Genomic DNA, 15,387 nt, shown 5'->3' on the forward strand with positions numbered 1-15,387 from the left:
ATGTCGCGACGCACACGATCCCTGCTGAGGAGACGCCTCGTCCCCACCGTCGCGATGGTTCTGGCCTTACCGCTGGCCCTCGCCGGATGCGTTTCCGGCAGTCCGGCCGGCGGAGACGAGCCAGAGCAGCAGTCGACCGACGCCTACTCCGGCGAGGTCGAGTGGTGGACCATCAACCTGCAGAAGAACTACGGGCCGGACATCCAGAAGTGGATCGACGCCTACCAGAAGGACCACCCGAAGGTGTCGATCAAGTGGGTCGACGTCCCGGGCCAGGACATCACCACCAAGCTGCTGGCGGCGATCGCCGGCGGCAAGGTGCCGGACGTCGTCAACTTCACGTCCGCCACCACCGGCCTGTTCGCCGGCTCGATGGCCGACCTGAACGGCCTGTTCAGCAAGGAAGACGTCGCCGCCTACCTGCCGAACCTGGCCGACCCGCTGGTTGCCGACGGCAAGCGGATCGCGATCCCCTGGTACAACGGCGGCACCTCGCTGGCGTTCTACAACAAGGATCTGCTGGCCAAGTCCGGCTTCGACCCGGCCACGCCGCCGAAGACGTACGACGAGGCGCTCGCCCTGGCCAAGGCGTACCACGACGCGACCGGCAAGTCCGCGACCAACTTCATGGCCTACTCCAGCGTGGTCCAGGCTGACGGCGTCAAACTGCTGTCGGAGGACGGCAAGTCGGCGGCCTTCAACACGCCGGAAACGCTGGCTCTCGTGGAGAAGTTCAAGACCCTCTTCAGCTCGGGCGCGATCGCACCCGGCAGCCTCGGCGAGAACCAGCGCGATCTGCCCCAGTCACTGGAGAACAAGCTGATCGCCTTCAACCCGGCCGCCGTGTCCAGCTCGCTGCTGAACGTCGAGAAGAACTCCCCGGCCGTCTACAAGTCGATCGTCGTGGGACCGCCGGTGACCGGTGCCGACGGCAAGTTCTACATGCCCGGCCAGCAGGTGATGGGTATCCCGGCCAAGTCGGACAACCAGGCGGCCGCGGCCGCGTGGCTCAAGTACGTCGCCGCGCCCGAGCAGCAGCTCGCGCTGTGCAAGCTGGTGCCGATCTACCCGTCGTCGGTGAAGGCGCTGGCCGACCCGTTCTTCACTGACATCCCCGGCACCACGTCCGCCGACGAGGCGCGCAAGATTCTGCTGGACACGTTCAAGAACAGCGTGGACGCGTCAATGGGTTCGGGCAACGACGAGCAGCTGCGGAAGCTGTTCGACGACCAGATCCGGGCGTACATGTCCGGGACCAAGTCCGCCAAGGATGCGCTGGACGCCGCCGAGAAGGCGTGGAACGACACCCTCGCGAAGGGCAAGTGAGTTGGCGCTCGCGTCGGACAAATCGGTGAGCCGCGGAATCGAAAGGTCGGTGGGTTGGTGAGCAACGGGGTGCGGATCGGGATCGTCGGCGCCGGGATCATGGGGCGAGGCAATGCCTTGTCCCTGTCCGGGCTGCCGGAGGTCGAGGTCACCGCGGTGACCAGTCGTTCGGCGGACTCCGCCGGACGGCTGGCCGACGAGATCGAGGGGCGCGGTGCACCGCGGCCGGCGATCCATCCGGACCTGGAGGCCGTGCTGGCCGACAAGTCGGTGGACGCGGTCGTCCTGACCACACCGGATCATCTGCACGGCGAGATGATGGTCCGGGCCGCCGAGGCCGGGAAGCACATCCTGGTCGAGAAGCCGCTGACCACGTCCGTCGCCGAGGCGGACGCGGCGGTGAAGGCGATCCGCGAGAACGGTGTGGTCGCGATGTGCCTGTTCAACCACCGCTGGGTTCCCGCCTACGCGCAGGCCTACGACCTGCTCGCGGATCTCGGTGACGGAGCGGTCGCGTACGCCCGCAAGGACGACACCATCTTCGTGCCGACAGAGATGCTGTCCTGGGCCGACCGCACGACCTGCGCCTGGTTCCTGTCCAGCCACGACATCGACCTGGTCTCGTGGCTGCTGCGCGACCAGGTCCGCCGGGTCTACGCGACGGCCCGGTGGGGCAAGCTCCGGTCGCTCGGCATCGACACCCCGGATGCGATCCAGATCCAGGCCGAGTATTCGCGCGGGGCGGTGGCGACGTTCGAGTCTGCGTGGATCTACCCGAACACCTTCCCGACCACGGTCGACTCCTACGTCTCGGTCGTCACCGACAACGGCGTGGTCCAGCTCGACCGGCAGAAGGAGAGCGTCGTTGTGGCCCGCCCCGACGGGTACAGCTACCCGAGGAACATGCTGCAACGGGTGATGCACGGCATCCCGGCCGGTGCATACGCCGACGCGATCGCGCACTGGGTCACCTGCTGCCGCACCGGCAGGCAGCCGCTGATCACGATCGAGAGCAGCCGGAACGTGACCGCCGTACTGGAGGCCGCGCACACCTCGATCGAGACCCGGCAGCCGGTCGACGTCTCGATGCTCGCTGAGCTGGCGTCCGACTCAGGGAACGCATGAACGCCACCACAGGCCCCGAGAAGCCGCGACACATCGACGGCCGGATCAACCGGATCGGGACCGACGACCTGATCAAGGCCTTCGGCTCCCCACCCGGCGTCCAGGACATCGGTGCGTTGCGTGCGTTCGTCGCGGGCAGGCTCCGGCGGCCGGCGTGGCCGCTCCAGGAGTGGACCGACGCGATCCGATCCACGTCCGCGGCGGACGACGTACTCGCCGCGGCAGCTCCATTGCTGACCGGAGTGGAGGTGACCGGGCGCGAGCGCGGCCGGTCGCAGCGGTACGGCTTCCACTACCTGGGCTGGCTGTCGCCTGGTGTCCATGCGTGGATGTTGACCGGCGACGACCGGTACCTGCACGCGTTCGAGCAGCACCTCGAGGACTGGGTCGAGCAGCGTGACTCGGTGACCGGCGAGTGGCCGGGTCTGGACGTCATCTGGTACTCGCTCGGCACGTGGGCGCGCTGCCGGAATCTCCTGCCCACGCTGGAGGTTCTGACCGACTCAGCGCTGTCAGACCGTGCTTGGGGCAGTCTTGTCGCCACGCTGGTCGGCGGAGCCCGCTGGGCGTACGACGAGCATGACGTCTTCCGCCATGGGAACTGGCAACTGGTGTGTGCGACCGAGCTGCTGCACATCAGCGTCGTTCTGCCTGACCTGGTTGAGGCCAGGAGCTGGGCGGAGCGGGCGCGTGAGCGCATCGACGAGCACTTGCTGCTAGACGTCTACGGAGACGGCGGGCACTACGAGCGCTCCCCCGGCTATCACAAGATGTGCCTGACCGCTCTGCAGACGGCGGCTCTGCTCGACGCGGACGTGGCGGCGCACCCGAAGGTTGCCGCCATGCACCAGTGGTTGTGCGAGCTGGTGTCCCCCGGTGGCTGGATCCCGCACCTGCAGGACAGCGGCATCGAGTGGCCGGCCACGTCGCTGCTGCGCGGCAGCTACGTGCTCGACAACCCAGCGCTGGCGCGGATCGCCGCGCAGTGGCTATCTGCCGAGGACTTCGGTGTCGAGGCGGCGGCGCTACCAGCTTGGGACGCGGACAGGCAGCGGCGTTGGCTGGACACGGTTGCCACTGCACGGGAAGAGGCAGTGCCCGCTCCGCCGCAGAGCACCGTGCTGGCCGACAGCGGCTATGTGATCCTGCGCAGCGACGATCTGCGGGCCGTGATCAACTACGGACCGCACATCGAGCACGAGCTCGAGTCGCACTCGCATCGCGCCGTACTCGACCTGGTCCTCGAGGGCTGGCAGCGACCGCTGCTGTGGGAGGCCGGTGGTCCGCCGAGCTATGACGATCCGGACTACCTGACCTGGTACCAGTCCGGTCGGGGTCACAACACCGTGCTCGTCGACGACCAGGAGCTGAGCACGGATCGCGGCGTACACGTCGATCCGCTCGTCGACACCGGGCAGGTCGCGGTCTTCTCCGGTCGCCACCACGGCAGCGTCGTACCGCAGTCGCGCACCATCGCGATGGTGCGCGAGGAGCCGGCCGTCGTGGTGGTCTCCGACGACAGCGCCGCCGGGGAGCACACGTTCCGCGCGCACTGGCACGCCCTCAACCCGTGGCAGCAGGTCGGTCCCCTCGCGTACGACGCTTCTGCCGCGGACGGGCCGGGGTTGCTTCTGATCGAGACGGGCGATCCCTCGACCACGACGGTTGAGACATCGGAGGGCGTCGCCCGGCGCCCGCTCGTCGACAAGCCGGTCGCGGAGTACGGTCCGCTCTACTCGCTCGGGCTCACGCGTCACAGTGGGGAGTTCACCACCGTTCTCCTCCCGCATGCCGGCGCTCAGGTGCCGGAGGTCTCGGTCACCCGTGACGACGACGGGTTGACGATCGATCATGGTGACACCGTCGACCGGGTGAGCCCCTCGACCTGGGTCCGGACCCGGTCCGGAAGGTTGTCCTGGGCAACTGGTTGGCGGACCCGCGCGCTGCTCGACCTGCTACGCACTTCGGAGGACGTGGACGTCTCGGCCACCGTCGCCGATGGGGCGCTTCGCCTCGAGGTGACCTGCTCCGGTCGTTGTGGGCTGTGGATCCGGCCGCTTGGTGACATCCGGCTCGACGGCGTGCTCGTCACCGCGGAGAGCGATGGCGACGGCTGGGCGCACCTCACCCTGCCGTACGCGGGGCGCTGGACGGTCGATGGGGCTCGCCATGACTGACGATGCCACCACCGGATGGTTCGACGCGCGCATCGTGACCGGTGCGCACCCGTCGTCCCTGGTGCCGTCCACCGACCGCGACGCGATCGCCGCTCACCTGGACGCCTACGCCATGTCGGGCGCTCTGGTCAGCGCGATGGCGTCGTGGCTGCACGACCCGCTGGGCGGCAACGCCGAGGCGACCGCGGTGGCCAACAGCCTCGCGGACCGCGGTGTGCTGGCCTGCTGGACCGCGGTTCCCACCACGCCGGGCGAGCTGGACTCGCTCGACAAGCTGGTCGCGCAGGCTCTGGCCGAAGGCGTCGCGGCGTTCCGAATTCATCCTCACTCCCACGGGTACGCACCGGATGTCTTGCTGGAGCTCTATGCAGCACTGGAGGGCAGTGGACTGCCGCTCTGCATCGACACCGCGGAGATCGGCTGGTCGGACCTGGATGCGATCGCCACTCGCTTTCCGATGCTGCCGATCGTCGTGTCGAATCTCGGCTACCGCCAGTTGCGCAGGCTGTGGTCGGCGCTGCGCGACCACGACAATCTCTCCGTCGATCTCGTCGACTTCGCTGCGCACCAAGGCGTGGAGTGGCTCGCTGCGGAAGGGCTGAGCGATCGGCTGGTGTTCGCGACCGGACTCGGCGTACGTGATCCGGGCGAGAGCATCGTCCGTCTCGCCTGGTCCGGGCTCGACGACGACACGGTCACCCGGATCGGTGCAGACAACGCACGCCGGTTGTTCGCGGCAGGAGGACTCTCATGATCGGACGCCGGCCGCAGCACCGGGTCGTCGACGTGCACGCGCACCTCGGGCCGTACTCGCTGTTCTACATCCCCGATCCCGACGCCGCGACGATGGTGTCGGTGATGGACCGGACCGGGACCGAGGTCACCGTGGTCGCCGCGAACCGCGCGATCCAGCAGGACGCGCACCTCGGCAACACCCAGGCCCTCGCCGCCGTCGACGCGCACCCGGGCAGGATCGCGGCGTACGCGGTCATCAATCCGTGGCAGGACCCGGAGCGCGAGCTCGAGCGGCTCGCCGCCGACGAGCGGTTCGTCGGCATCAAGGTGCACCCGTCCCTGCACAAGTACCCGGTCACCGGAGCGCGGTACGCCGCCGTGTGGGCCTTCGCGGAGGAGACCGGTTGCCCGGTGCTCAGTCATTCCGAGCATGGATCGGCGTACGACGCTCCGGTGCTGTTCGAGGCGGTCGCGGCGAAGTACCCGCGGGCGCCGATCATCCTCGGCCACGCGGGCATCACGCCGGCCGGGGTGGACGAGGCGATCGAGGCCGCGGCCCGGCACGAATCGCTCTGGCTGGAGGTGTGCGGCTCGCAGATGACCGGGCCGCTGATCCAGGCGATGATCGATCGGGTCGGTAGTCGACGGGTGCTGTTCGGCTCCGATTTCCCCTTCATCGACCAGCGGATGTCGCTCGGCCGGGTGGTGTGCGCGCCACTGACAGCAGGTCAACGCCAAGATGTTCTCAGCGGGAATGCCCGCAGACTGTTCCGGTGGCGCCAGCTGCCGGGAGGGACAGGGGAGGACGTCGATGAGTGAGGAAGTCAGAGCGGCGGAGCCGGCGAACGGTGACCGCCTGCCCGCGGTGACCGTCGGGCTCTTCGGCCCGCGCAAGCTGGTGCGGATGATGTCCGAGGTGGCGATCGACGTCGCCCTGCGGCCTCAGAACCGGGTCCGGTTCGTGCCCGGCGGGTACGACGACCCGGGTGAGGCCGAGGAGCGCTACCTGCGGCTGCGGGACCGGATCGACTCGGCCGTGTTCCCCGGGCCGTGGGTGTTCGACCTGGCGACCGACGGGCACTGGCTGACGGTTCCGTCGACGCACCTCCCGCTGACCGGCGCCGCGCTGTACGCCGCCCTGCTCCGGGCGTCACTCACCATCGAGGACGTCGATCTCAGCCGGGTGAGCATCGACTCGCTGTCCGCGGCGGACGTCGAGGAGGCGTACGGCGAGATCGGCCTCGACACCACCAACGTCTACGACATTCCGTACGAAGGGCCGGAGTCGGTCGCAGGTTTCGCGGCCTTCCACCGAGAGAAGTGGGAGCAGCAGCACACCACGGTCGCCCTGACCACCATCCTCGCGGTCGAACGCGAGCTGCGGACCCAGGGCATCCCAGTGCTGCGGGTCGCCCCGACCCGAGCAAGTGTGCGGGACGCCCTGGAGACTGCGGTGCTGCTTGGCCAGGGCACCCGGATGGGCGCACACCAGCTCGCGATGATCGCCGTCCAGCTCATCCCGTCCGGCACGTCTCGCGCCGAGTCGGGTGACTACTGGCAGCAGGAGCTCGCACTGCTGACCCACCAGAAGCTGCTGTCGGAGGCACGACAGGTCGGCGCGTCGGTGGCGCGCCGGTCGGACACGTTGTTCCTCGTCACCACGACCCACGGTGCGCTGGTTCGGCTGACCGAGCAGTTCACCGTCGCCCCGTTCCTCAGTGCTCTGACGGCGCAGCTCGGCGTGCCCGTTGCCGTTGGTGCCGGTGCCGGACAGACGGCGCGAGCTGCGGAGGCCAACGCGCTGATGGCGGTGGAGGACTCCGTCAACGCCGGCGGCAAGGTCGCGGTGTACCTGGACGACACGAACGTGCGGACCGACCTAGCGCCGGGTCCGGCGGTCACCGAGACCGCGCCGCAGGACAGTACGCCGTCGATCGATCCGCGCGCGCTCGAGATCGTCACCTCGATCGCAGCCGCGACCACACCGGTGGCCGGTCAGCAGGTGGTCGTCGACGTCGAGAGCGTCGCGGACATCATGCAGGTCACCCCACGGACCGGCCGCCGGATGCTCAAGGAGCTGGTCGAGGCCGGCCTGGCCTGGCCGGTGCCACCGGCGCGTTCGACCGGTGGCGGCCGTCCCCGTCAGCAGTTCCGGCTGCTCACCGAGAAACTCGACTGATCCGCCCCTTTTGGAGGATGTTGTGCAGACCGTTGCCCGAGGCTACGAACGCACCGAGCGCCTGTACGAGCGCGCCCGCCAGGTGATCGCCGGCGGCGTGTCCAGCGACGCCCGGCGCGCCGACCAGCCGCTGTTCGTCGACCACGCCCGCGGCGCAGAGCTCTGGGACGTGGACGGCAACCGGTACGTCGACTATGTGCTCGGGCAAGGCCCCAACCTGCTCGGCCACGCGTCCCCGCTGGTCGCCGAGGCGGTGTCTGCCCAGGTCAGCCGCGGCGTCGCGTACGCCGCTCAGCATGAGCTGGAAGCAGTCGTCGCCGAGCGCCTGTGCTCGATGGTCCCGTCCGCGGAGCTGGTGCGCTTCAACAGCGTCGGCTCCGAGGCAGTGCACGGTGCGATCCGGCTGGCCCGCGGCCACACCGGCCGACCGAAGATCGTGAAGTTCGAGGGCAACTACCACGGCTGGCTCGACCCGGTCCTGTACAGCGTCCACCCCGACCTCGCCCTGGCCGGCGACGCACAACACCCCGCGGCCGTCGGCGGTACGGCGGGCCAGCCCCGCAACGGCGCGGAAGACCTGATCGTCCTGCCGTACAACGATCTGCCCGCTGTCGAAGAGGTCTTCGCGGAGTCCGGCGACCAGATCGCCGCGGTCATTCTCGAGCCACTGCTCTGCAACACCGGCTGCATCACCCCGCAGCCCGGCTACCTCGCGGGACTCCGGGAGCTCACCCGTCAGCACGGCGCGCTGCTGATCTTCGACGAGATCATCTCCGGCTTCCGCGTCGCTCCCGGCGGTGCCCAGGAGTTGCTCGGCGTCGTTCCCGACCTGTCCGCCTTCGGCAAGGCGATGGCCGGTGGCATGCAGGTCTCGGCGCTGGTCGGAACCCGCGAGGTGATGGGCTCGATCGCCAACGGGACAGTGGCCCATGCCGGCACCTTCAACTCGCACCCGGTCGCGATGGCCGCGGCAGACGCAGTACTGCGCCATCTCGACGTGCACCGCGACACCCTGTACCCGCCGCTGGTCGCCGCGGGCCAGCGGTTGATGACCGGTCTGCGGGAATCGGCCCAGCGGCATGGCGTGCCGATGCTCGTCGATGGGCCCGGTCCGGTGTTCCAGACCTACCTGACCGACCAGGCCGAGGTGACCGACTACCGGTCGTTCGTGGCCTGCGACCGGCCGGCGATGACCAGATTCCACGCCGGGCTGTACGCGGCCGGGATCAACATCGTCCCCCGCGGCCTGTGGTTCCTGTCCACCGAGCACACCGACGACCAGATCGACGAGACGATCCGGGCAGCGGACGACGTGCTGGCCTCGTTGTAGCGCCCGTCGGCAGCTCGGATCCACCACGAGAAGGAGGCCGGTAGTCCGCAGTCCGGCGGACTATCGGCCTCCTTCTCGAGACTTGCTTTACGCGGTCTTCTCGCGCCGTTCGCGCTTGCGCTCGATCTGGTCGCGCGGGATCAGCGTGGGGTTCACGTTCTCCAGTACGACCTCGCCGGTGACGACGACCTTGGCGACGTCCTCGCGGCTGGGCACCTCGTACATCACGTTGAGGAGGACCTCTTCCATGATCGCCCGCAGGCCGCGGGCGCCGGTGCCGCGCAGCAGCGCCTGGTCGGCGATCGCCTCGACCGCGTCGTCGCTGAACTCCAGCTCGACGTTGTCGATCTCGAACAGCCGCCGGTACTGCTTGACCAGCGCGTTCTTCGGCTCGGACAGGATCTTGATCAGCGCATCGCGGTCCAGCGGGGACACCGTGGTGATCACCGGGAGCCGGCCAATGAACTCGGGGATCAGGCCGAACTTGAGCAGATCCTCCGGCATCACGTCGGCGTACCCGCCGAGCTCCTTCGGCTTCTCCGGCTCGCGCGAGGTGTTGAAGCCGAGCGTCTTCTTGCCGACCCGCTGCTCCACCATGTGGTCGAGGCCGGCGAACGCGCCGCCGACGATGAACAGCACGTTGGTGGTGTCGATCTGGATGAACTCCTGGTGCGGGTGCTTGCGGCCACCCTGCGGCGGCACCGAGGCCGTCGTACCTTCCAGGATCTTCAGCAGCGCCTGCTGCACACCCTCGCCGGAGACATCGCGGGTGATCGACGGGTTCTCGCTCTTGCGGGCGATCTTGTCGACCTCGTCGATGTAGATGATTCCGGTCTCGGCCTTCTTGACGTCGTAGTCGGCCGCCTGGATCAGCTTGAGCAGGATGTTCTCGACGTCCTCACCGACGTACCCGGCCTCGGTCAGCGCGGTGGCGTCGGCGATCGCGAACGGGACGTTCAGCATCCGGGCCAGCGTCTGGGCGAGGTACGTCTTGCCGCAGCCGGTCGGGCCGATCAGCAGGATGTTGGACTTGGCCAGCTCGACCGCTTCGTCCTTGGCGTGCCGGCCGGCGCTCGAGCTGCCTTGACCGTCACGGACCCGCTTGTAGTGGTTGTAGACCGCCACCGCGAGTGCCTTCTTGGCCACGTCCTGTCCGACGACGTACGCGTTGAGGAAGTCGTAGATCTCGCGCGGCTTGGGCAGCTCGGTGAGTCCGACCTCGGAGCCTTCGTTCAGCTCCTCCTCGATGATCTCGTTGCAGAGATCGATGCATTCGTCGCAGATGTAGACGCCGGGACCGGCGATGAGCTTCTTGACCTGCTTCTGACTCTTCCCGCAGAAAGAGCATTTCAGCAGATCGCCGCCGTCACCTATGCGTGCCACCGGGACAGATCCCTTCTCTGAGCAGTCGAACCGTGGGCCAAGGGGGCGTAGAGGCCGCTCGGACCGGGTGCCGTGTGGCGCCCCGGATCCCGATTCGACGGTACCGCGCCGATGGCCGAAAAGCCGCGCCCGCCGCCGCGTTGTGACTACGCCGCTGGCGAACGCGCTCCGCTCTTGACAGCCCTCGTGTCAGCACCGTCGAACCGGGTCAGACCTGACTGAGACGCTCAGACACCGGCCGGAACCGGGGCCTTGAGGGTCTCAAGCACGTCGTCGATCAGGCCGTACTCGATTGCCTGCTGAGCGGTCAGGAACTTGTCCCGCTCGATGTCACGCGAGACCTCCTCCAGCGACTTGCCGCTGGCGTCGGCGATCATCTTCTCCAGCAGCGCGCGCAGCCGGAGGATCTCGTTCGCCTGGATCTCGATGTCGCTGGACTGCCCGTAGGTGCCCTCGGTGGCCGGCTGGTGGATGATGATCCGGCTGTTCGGCAGCGCCAGCCGCTTGCCCGGCGTACCGGCCGCGAGCAGTACGGCGGCGGCCGAGGCGGCCTGGCCCAGGCAGACCGTCTGGACGTCCGGCTTGATGTAGCGGACGGTGTCGTAGATCGCGGTCAGCGCGGTGAACGAGCCGCCCGGGGAGTTGATGTAGATGCTGATGTCGCGGTCGGAGTCCATCGACTGCAGGCACAGCAGCTGCGCCATCACGGCGTTCGCGATCTCGTCGGTGATCGGCGTACCGAGGAAGATGATGCGGTCCTCGAACAGCTTCGTGTAGGGGTCGATCCGGCGCATGCCGTACGACGTGCGCTCCTCCCACTGCGGGATGAAGTAGTTCATGGTGCGTCCTTAACTGACGGAGTGGGAGATCAGGAGTTCGGGCTGCCGGAGGTGAGCTGCGCGGCGCTGGCGACCACGTGGTCGATGAAGCCGTAGTCCTTGGCCGCGTCGGCGGTGAACCAGCGGTCCCGGTCGGCGTCGTTCTCGACCTGCTCGAGCGGCTGGCCGGTGTGCTCGGCGATCAGCTTGAACAGCTGCGCCTTGATGTGCAGCGACTGCTCGGCCTGGATCTTGATGTCCGACGCCGTACCACCCATACCGCCCGACGGCTGGTGCATCATGATCCGCGCGTGCGGCAGGGCGAAGCGCTTGTCCTTCGCACCGGCGCAGAGCAGGAACTGGCCCATCGAGGCGGCCAGGCCCATCCCGACCGTCGCCACGTCGTTCGAGATCCACTGCATGGTGTCGTAGATCGCCATGCCGGAGTCGACCGAACCGCCCGGCGAGTTGATGTACAGCCAGATGTCCTTGTTGGGGTCCTCGGCGTTGAGGAGCAGCATCTGCGCGCAGATCGCGTTCGCGTTGTCATCGCGAACCTCGGACCCCAGGAAGATGATCCGGTTCTGCAGCAGGCGCTGGTAGATGTGGTCGTCGAGTCCGCCGGATCCGTTGCCACCCGCGGCGGTGGGGCTGGCTGCAAATGTCTCGTTCACGAAGCCGACATTACTGGGCGGGGGCGACAGACCTAAGGCTGGGCCACAGGTGTTCGCTCACGGCGCACCGTGTCTGCCGTGAGCGAATTCCGGAAGCAGCCGCCTGCGAGGTTCGCGGCGCCGTACACAGGCGGCTGCGGTCTCCGGTGAACACCGTTCACCCCGGTTGGCCGGGAGTCACCAGCCGCAGACTGCGACCGCGCCGGAAGCGTCGGCGGGAACTCGATCCCGGGGAGTTCCGGCGCTCTCAGCAGGTACTTCGACCCGGGCGGCCGGCTGGTCCTGCACCGGCACGCGTGGTTCATCGAGGGAACAGGTCATGGCGCCAACGCTAGGGCGGCCGCCTTTCAGTTCCCTTTCAACGCCGAACGGCCCGGAACCACAGTGGGTTCCGGGCCGTTCGGCGTACTGCTGGTCAGGCCTTCGCGGGCTCCTCGGCCGGAGTCTCCTCCGCCGTGGCCGCCTCGGCCGCCTGCTCCGCGTCCGGGTCGGCGTAGCTGCCGTCCGGCTGCAGGGTCTTCAGCTCGACCACGTTGCCGGAGGCGTCGGTCACCTTGGCGTTCTCGACCAGGTGGGCGAGCGCCTTGCCGCGGACGACCTCGGAGACGAGGCTCGGCACCAGGTTGTTCTCGACCGCGTGCTGGGCGAACTGGTCCGGGCTGACGCCGGAGCGCTGCGCGTGCCGCACGATGTGCTCGGTCAGCTCCTGGTCGTTGACGCTCAGCTCCTGCTGCTCGGCCACCAGGTCGAGCACGAACTGCGCCTTGATCGCGTCCTCGGAGCGCTTCTTCAGGTCCTCGTCGAACTCGTCCTGGGTCTGCTCCTCGCCCTCCAGGAACTGCTCGAACGTCATCCCGGAGTACCCGAGCTGCTGCTCCAGGTTCTCCTTCCGGGCGGCCAGCTCATCGGTCAGCAGGCCCTCGGGCACCGGCACCTCGACCAGGGTCAGGATCTTCTCCAGTACTGCGTCGCGTGCCTCGCCGGCCTGCTCCAGCCGCTTGCCGCGCTCCAGGCGGCCCTGCACGTCCGCCTTCAGCTCGTCGGCGGTGTCGAACTCCGACGCGGTCTGCGCGAACTCGTCGTCGAACTCCGGCAGCTCCTGCTCCTTGACCGCGGTCACGGTCACCTCGACGTCGACGTCCTCGCCCTTCAGCGAGCCGCCGACCAGCTGGGTGACGAAGGTCTTGCTCTCACCGGGGTTCAGCCCGACGACCGCCTCGTCCAGGCCGTCCAGCAGCTGGCCGCTGCCGACCTGGTAGGACAGGCCGGTCGCCTGCGCCTCCTCGACCTTCTCGCCGTCCTTGCTGGCGGACAGGTCGAGGGTGATGAAGTCGTTGTCCTGGACCGCGCGCTCGACCGGGTTCAGCGAGCCGAACCGCTGCCGCAGCGCCTCGATCTGCTCGGTCACATCGTCGTCGGAGACGGCGATGTCCTCGACCTCGGCCTCCAGGCCCTCCAGGTCCGGCAGCGTGATCTCCGGGCGTACCTCGACCTCGGCGGAGAACTGCAGGCTCTCCTTGTCGTTGAACTCGGTCACGTCGACCTCGGGCCGGCCGATCGCCTTCACCTGGTTGTCGCTCACCGCCTGCGAGTACAGCTTCGGCAGCGCGTCGTTGATCGCCTCCTCGAGCACCGGCCCGCGGCCGACCCGCTGGTCGATCACCTGCGGCGGGACCTTGCCCTTGCGGAACCCCGGGACGGTGATCTGCGAGGCGATGCTCTGGTACGCCGCGTCGAGGCTCTGCTTGAGTTCCTCGAACGGCACCTCGACGATGAGCTTGACCTTGGTCGGGCTCAAGGACTCGACGGTGCTCTTCACGGTGGCGGTTCTCCTTGATCGATGACGTTCACAGCGTGGGCGACAGCCCGCGCTGCAGCGGTGCTGCAGGGGGTTTGTCGGGGCGACAGGACTCGAACCTGCGGTCTCCTGCTCCCAAAGCAGGCGCGCTAGCCACTACGCTACGCCCCGCAGTGACCGGACGAGTCTAGTCGACCCGAACCAGTGCTCGCGCCACCACCCCGGACCGACCATGCCGATCAGGGCCCCACCCGTGGCGTTTTGAGTCCACCCCAGGGTATGTGGAATCATGTCCGAGCACCGCGGGTGTAGCTCAATGGTAGAGCCCCAGTCTTCCAAACTGGCTACGCGAGTTCGATTCTCGTCACCCGCTCAGATAGAGGAAGGCCCCCAGTCACAGGGATTCTGAGGCTGGGGGCCTTGTCTCATGTTCGGGCCGGATCGGGCGGCGTGCGATTAGCCAGCGATTAGGTTGTCGGCACGGGCACGCCGGCCGCCCCACCGTCGTCATCCCGCTTGGCCTCGCGAGCGACTACCTCGTTCAGCCGAACCGCGATCTCCCGAGCCCGTTCATCGGTCTTGTGCTGGTAGATCAGCGCCGCTCGCATCGAGCCGTGCCCCATCCTGTGCATCAGCTCCCTGGTCGACGCGCCACTCTTCGAGGCCAGGTGGTTACCCGTGTGACGTAGGTCATGGAAGTGGAACCCGGCAGGCAGACCGGCTTCACGGACCTTCGCCGTCCATCTGACGGTGGAACGCCAGCTCCCCCGCTTGGGCGTGCCGCCACGTGGCCCGGTGAAAACGAGGCTCTCCGCTTGCGGTTCGACGTACTCACGCAGGTGGGTCTGCATCTCCTCGACCAGCACAGCCGGGATCGGGACCGTGCGGATACCCGCGTCCGACTTCGGCGGCTTCACCACGAGCTTGCCACCGGACAGCTGTGCCATGCTCCGTTCCACGCGGATGCTTGCGTCGTCCAGGTCGACATCCATCCGGCGAAGCGCGATCAGCTCGCCCCAACGCAGACCGGTGAAGGCCGCAGCGAGGATGAACACGCGGAAGCGCGGACCGATCGCGTCGGCAAGGGCGTACACCTGCTTGACCGTCGCAACCGGCCGCTCAGCTCGGGCAGCCGTGTCCGCGCCCTTGATCCGACACGGATTGCGTTTGATCCGCTCATCGTCGACCGCCGTCGCCATGATCGCTCGCACCAGCCGGTAGGACTTCGCCACGGCATCTGCCGAACGACCACCATCCTGAAGGTCCTGGCGCCACTTGCGTACGGTCTCGGGACCGATCTTGCTGAGTTCCTTCCGGCCGAGGAACGGATCGATGTGGAGCCTGAGCAGCGCCCGGTACAGCTCCTGCGTCCGCGGGCTCAGCTCGTGCTCCTCGATCCAGCGCTCGGCGTAGTTGCCGAACAGGATGCGTCCGAGGTCGGGATCGTTCCACTCGCCCCGGATGAGGTCCGCTTGTCTCAGGGTCAGCCATACGCCCGCCGACGTCTGGTCTGGGAAGGTGTTCGGAGCGAAACGCCGGATGCCGTCTGGCCCGAGGTAGCTCGCCTGAATCCGCCCGGACTTCAGTGTGCGGACGTAGCCGAACTGGCGTTTGCCCGGCTTGTTCGCCACTAGGCCGCCCTCCCACGCGCGATCGGCTGAACCGTGTTCGCCCTGACGTACTCGGTGATTGCCGACTCAGGAATTCGAACGTTGCGACCGACCCGAACGAACCGGATGCGGCGTTGCGCGATCAACCGTCGCGCGAGGCGTTCCGATCTCGCACCGAGGTACGGCGCGGCCTCTTCGACTGTCAGAAGTCTGTCCATCTCGATCTCCCCAG

The 15,387-nt window shown here is 68.0% G+C and carries 13 protein-coding genes and 2 tRNA genes; 8 read left to right on the top strand and 7 right to left on the bottom strand.

Annotation, left to right across the window (positions count from 1 at the left end; genetic code table 11):
- The 7 genes from OG817_RS23935 to OG817_RS23965 are packed head-to-tail and all read left to right on the top strand — an operon-like array spanning position 1 to position 8,872.
- Positions 1-1,326, top strand: a complete 1,326-nt coding sequence (locus tag OG817_RS23935; protein WP_406046876.1) for an ABC transporter substrate-binding protein — start codon at positions 1-3, stop codon at positions 1,324-1,326.
- Between the two features lie 57 nt (positions 1,327-1,383).
- Positions 1,384-2,451 carry a Gfo/Idh/MocA family protein gene (locus tag OG817_RS23940; protein ID WP_406046877.1) on the top strand — a complete coding sequence of 356 codons (1,068 nt, stop codon included), beginning with the start codon at positions 1,384-1,386 and terminating at the stop codon, positions 2,449-2,451.
- Positions 2,448-4,628 (top strand): heparinase II/III family protein, encoded by a 2,181-nt coding sequence (locus OG817_RS23945; protein ID WP_406046878.1) that lies wholly within the window; start codon positions 2,448-2,450, stop codon positions 4,626-4,628. Before OG817_RS23940 ends, OG817_RS23945 begins: the two co-directional genes overlap by 4 nt.
- Positions 4,621-5,382, top strand: a complete 762-nt coding sequence (locus OG817_RS23950) for an amidohydrolase family protein (RefSeq protein ID WP_406046879.1) — start codon at positions 4,621-4,623, stop codon at positions 5,380-5,382. Before OG817_RS23945 ends, OG817_RS23950 begins: the two co-directional genes overlap by 8 nt.
- The gene (locus tag OG817_RS23955) at positions 5,379-6,182 is read left to right on the top strand and encodes an amidohydrolase family protein (protein WP_406046880.1); all 804 of its coding nucleotides are present in this window, start codon (positions 5,379-5,381) and stop codon (positions 6,180-6,182) included. The genes OG817_RS23950 and OG817_RS23955 overlap by 4 nt, the downstream gene beginning before the upstream one ends.
- Entirely contained in the window at positions 6,175-7,542 is a 1,368-nt protein-coding gene (locus OG817_RS23960) for a hypothetical protein (RefSeq protein WP_360453892.1), read from the top strand. Before OG817_RS23955 ends, OG817_RS23960 begins: the two co-directional genes overlap by 8 nt.
- A gap of 22 nt (positions 7,543-7,564) precedes the next feature.
- A complete protein-coding gene (locus OG817_RS23965; RefSeq protein WP_406046881.1) occupies positions 7,565-8,872 on the top strand; it encodes an aspartate aminotransferase family protein in 1,308 nt (435 codons plus the stop codon).
- 87 nt (positions 8,873-8,959) lie between these two features.
- On the opposite strand, the gene clpX is transcribed toward OG817_RS23965, so the two are convergent.
- The 5 genes from clpX to OG817_RS23990 form a co-directional block, all read right to left on the bottom strand.
- On the bottom strand, positions 8,960-10,255 hold the full coding sequence (clpX, locus tag OG817_RS23970; protein WP_360370783.1) for an ATP-dependent Clp protease ATP-binding subunit ClpX: 1,296 nt from the start codon (positions 10,253-10,255) through the stop codon (positions 8,960-8,962).
- A gap of 227 nt (positions 10,256-10,482) precedes the next feature.
- Positions 10,483-11,094, bottom strand: coding sequence for an ATP-dependent Clp protease proteolytic subunit (locus OG817_RS23975; RefSeq protein WP_396394932.1), 612 nt, complete (start codon positions 11,092-11,094; stop codon positions 10,483-10,485).
- 29 nt (positions 11,095-11,123) lie between these two features.
- On the bottom strand, positions 11,124-11,747 hold the full coding sequence (locus OG817_RS23980) for a ClpP family protease (protein ID WP_131349683.1): 624 nt from the start codon (positions 11,745-11,747) through the stop codon (positions 11,124-11,126).
- Positions 11,748-12,162: 415 nt separating this feature from the next.
- Positions 12,163-13,566 carry a trigger factor gene (tig, locus tag OG817_RS23985; RefSeq protein WP_406046882.1) on the bottom strand — a complete coding sequence of 468 codons (1,404 nt, stop codon included), beginning with the start codon at positions 13,564-13,566 and terminating at the stop codon, positions 12,163-12,165.
- Between the two features lie 77 nt (positions 13,567-13,643).
- Positions 13,644-13,716: transfer RNA gene (locus OG817_RS23990), tRNA-Pro, on the bottom strand.
- A 131-nt stretch (positions 13,717-13,847) separates the two neighbouring features.
- Here OG817_RS23990 and OG817_RS23995 point away from each other — a divergent pair.
- A tRNA-Gly gene (locus tag OG817_RS23995) sits at positions 13,848-13,918 on the top strand.
- A 94-nt stretch (positions 13,919-14,012) separates the two neighbouring features.
- Here the strand turns inward: OG817_RS23995 and OG817_RS24000 are convergent.
- Positions 14,013-15,176 carry a tyrosine-type recombinase/integrase gene (locus OG817_RS24000; protein WP_406046883.1) on the bottom strand — a complete coding sequence of 388 codons (1,164 nt, stop codon included), beginning with the start codon at positions 15,174-15,176 and terminating at the stop codon, positions 14,013-14,015.
- Positions 15,176-15,373: an excisionase family DNA-binding protein gene (locus OG817_RS24005; RefSeq protein ID WP_406046884.1), complete on the bottom strand. Its 198-nt coding sequence runs from the start codon at positions 15,371-15,373 to the stop codon at positions 15,176-15,178. The genes OG817_RS24000 and OG817_RS24005 overlap by 1 nt, the downstream gene beginning before the upstream one ends.
- Positions 15,374-15,387: the final 14 nt, after the last annotated feature.

The organism is Kribbella sp. NBC_00889, from assembly GCF_045207705.1.
Lineage (GTDB): Bacteria > Actinomycetota > Actinomycetes > Propionibacteriales > Kribbellaceae > Kribbella.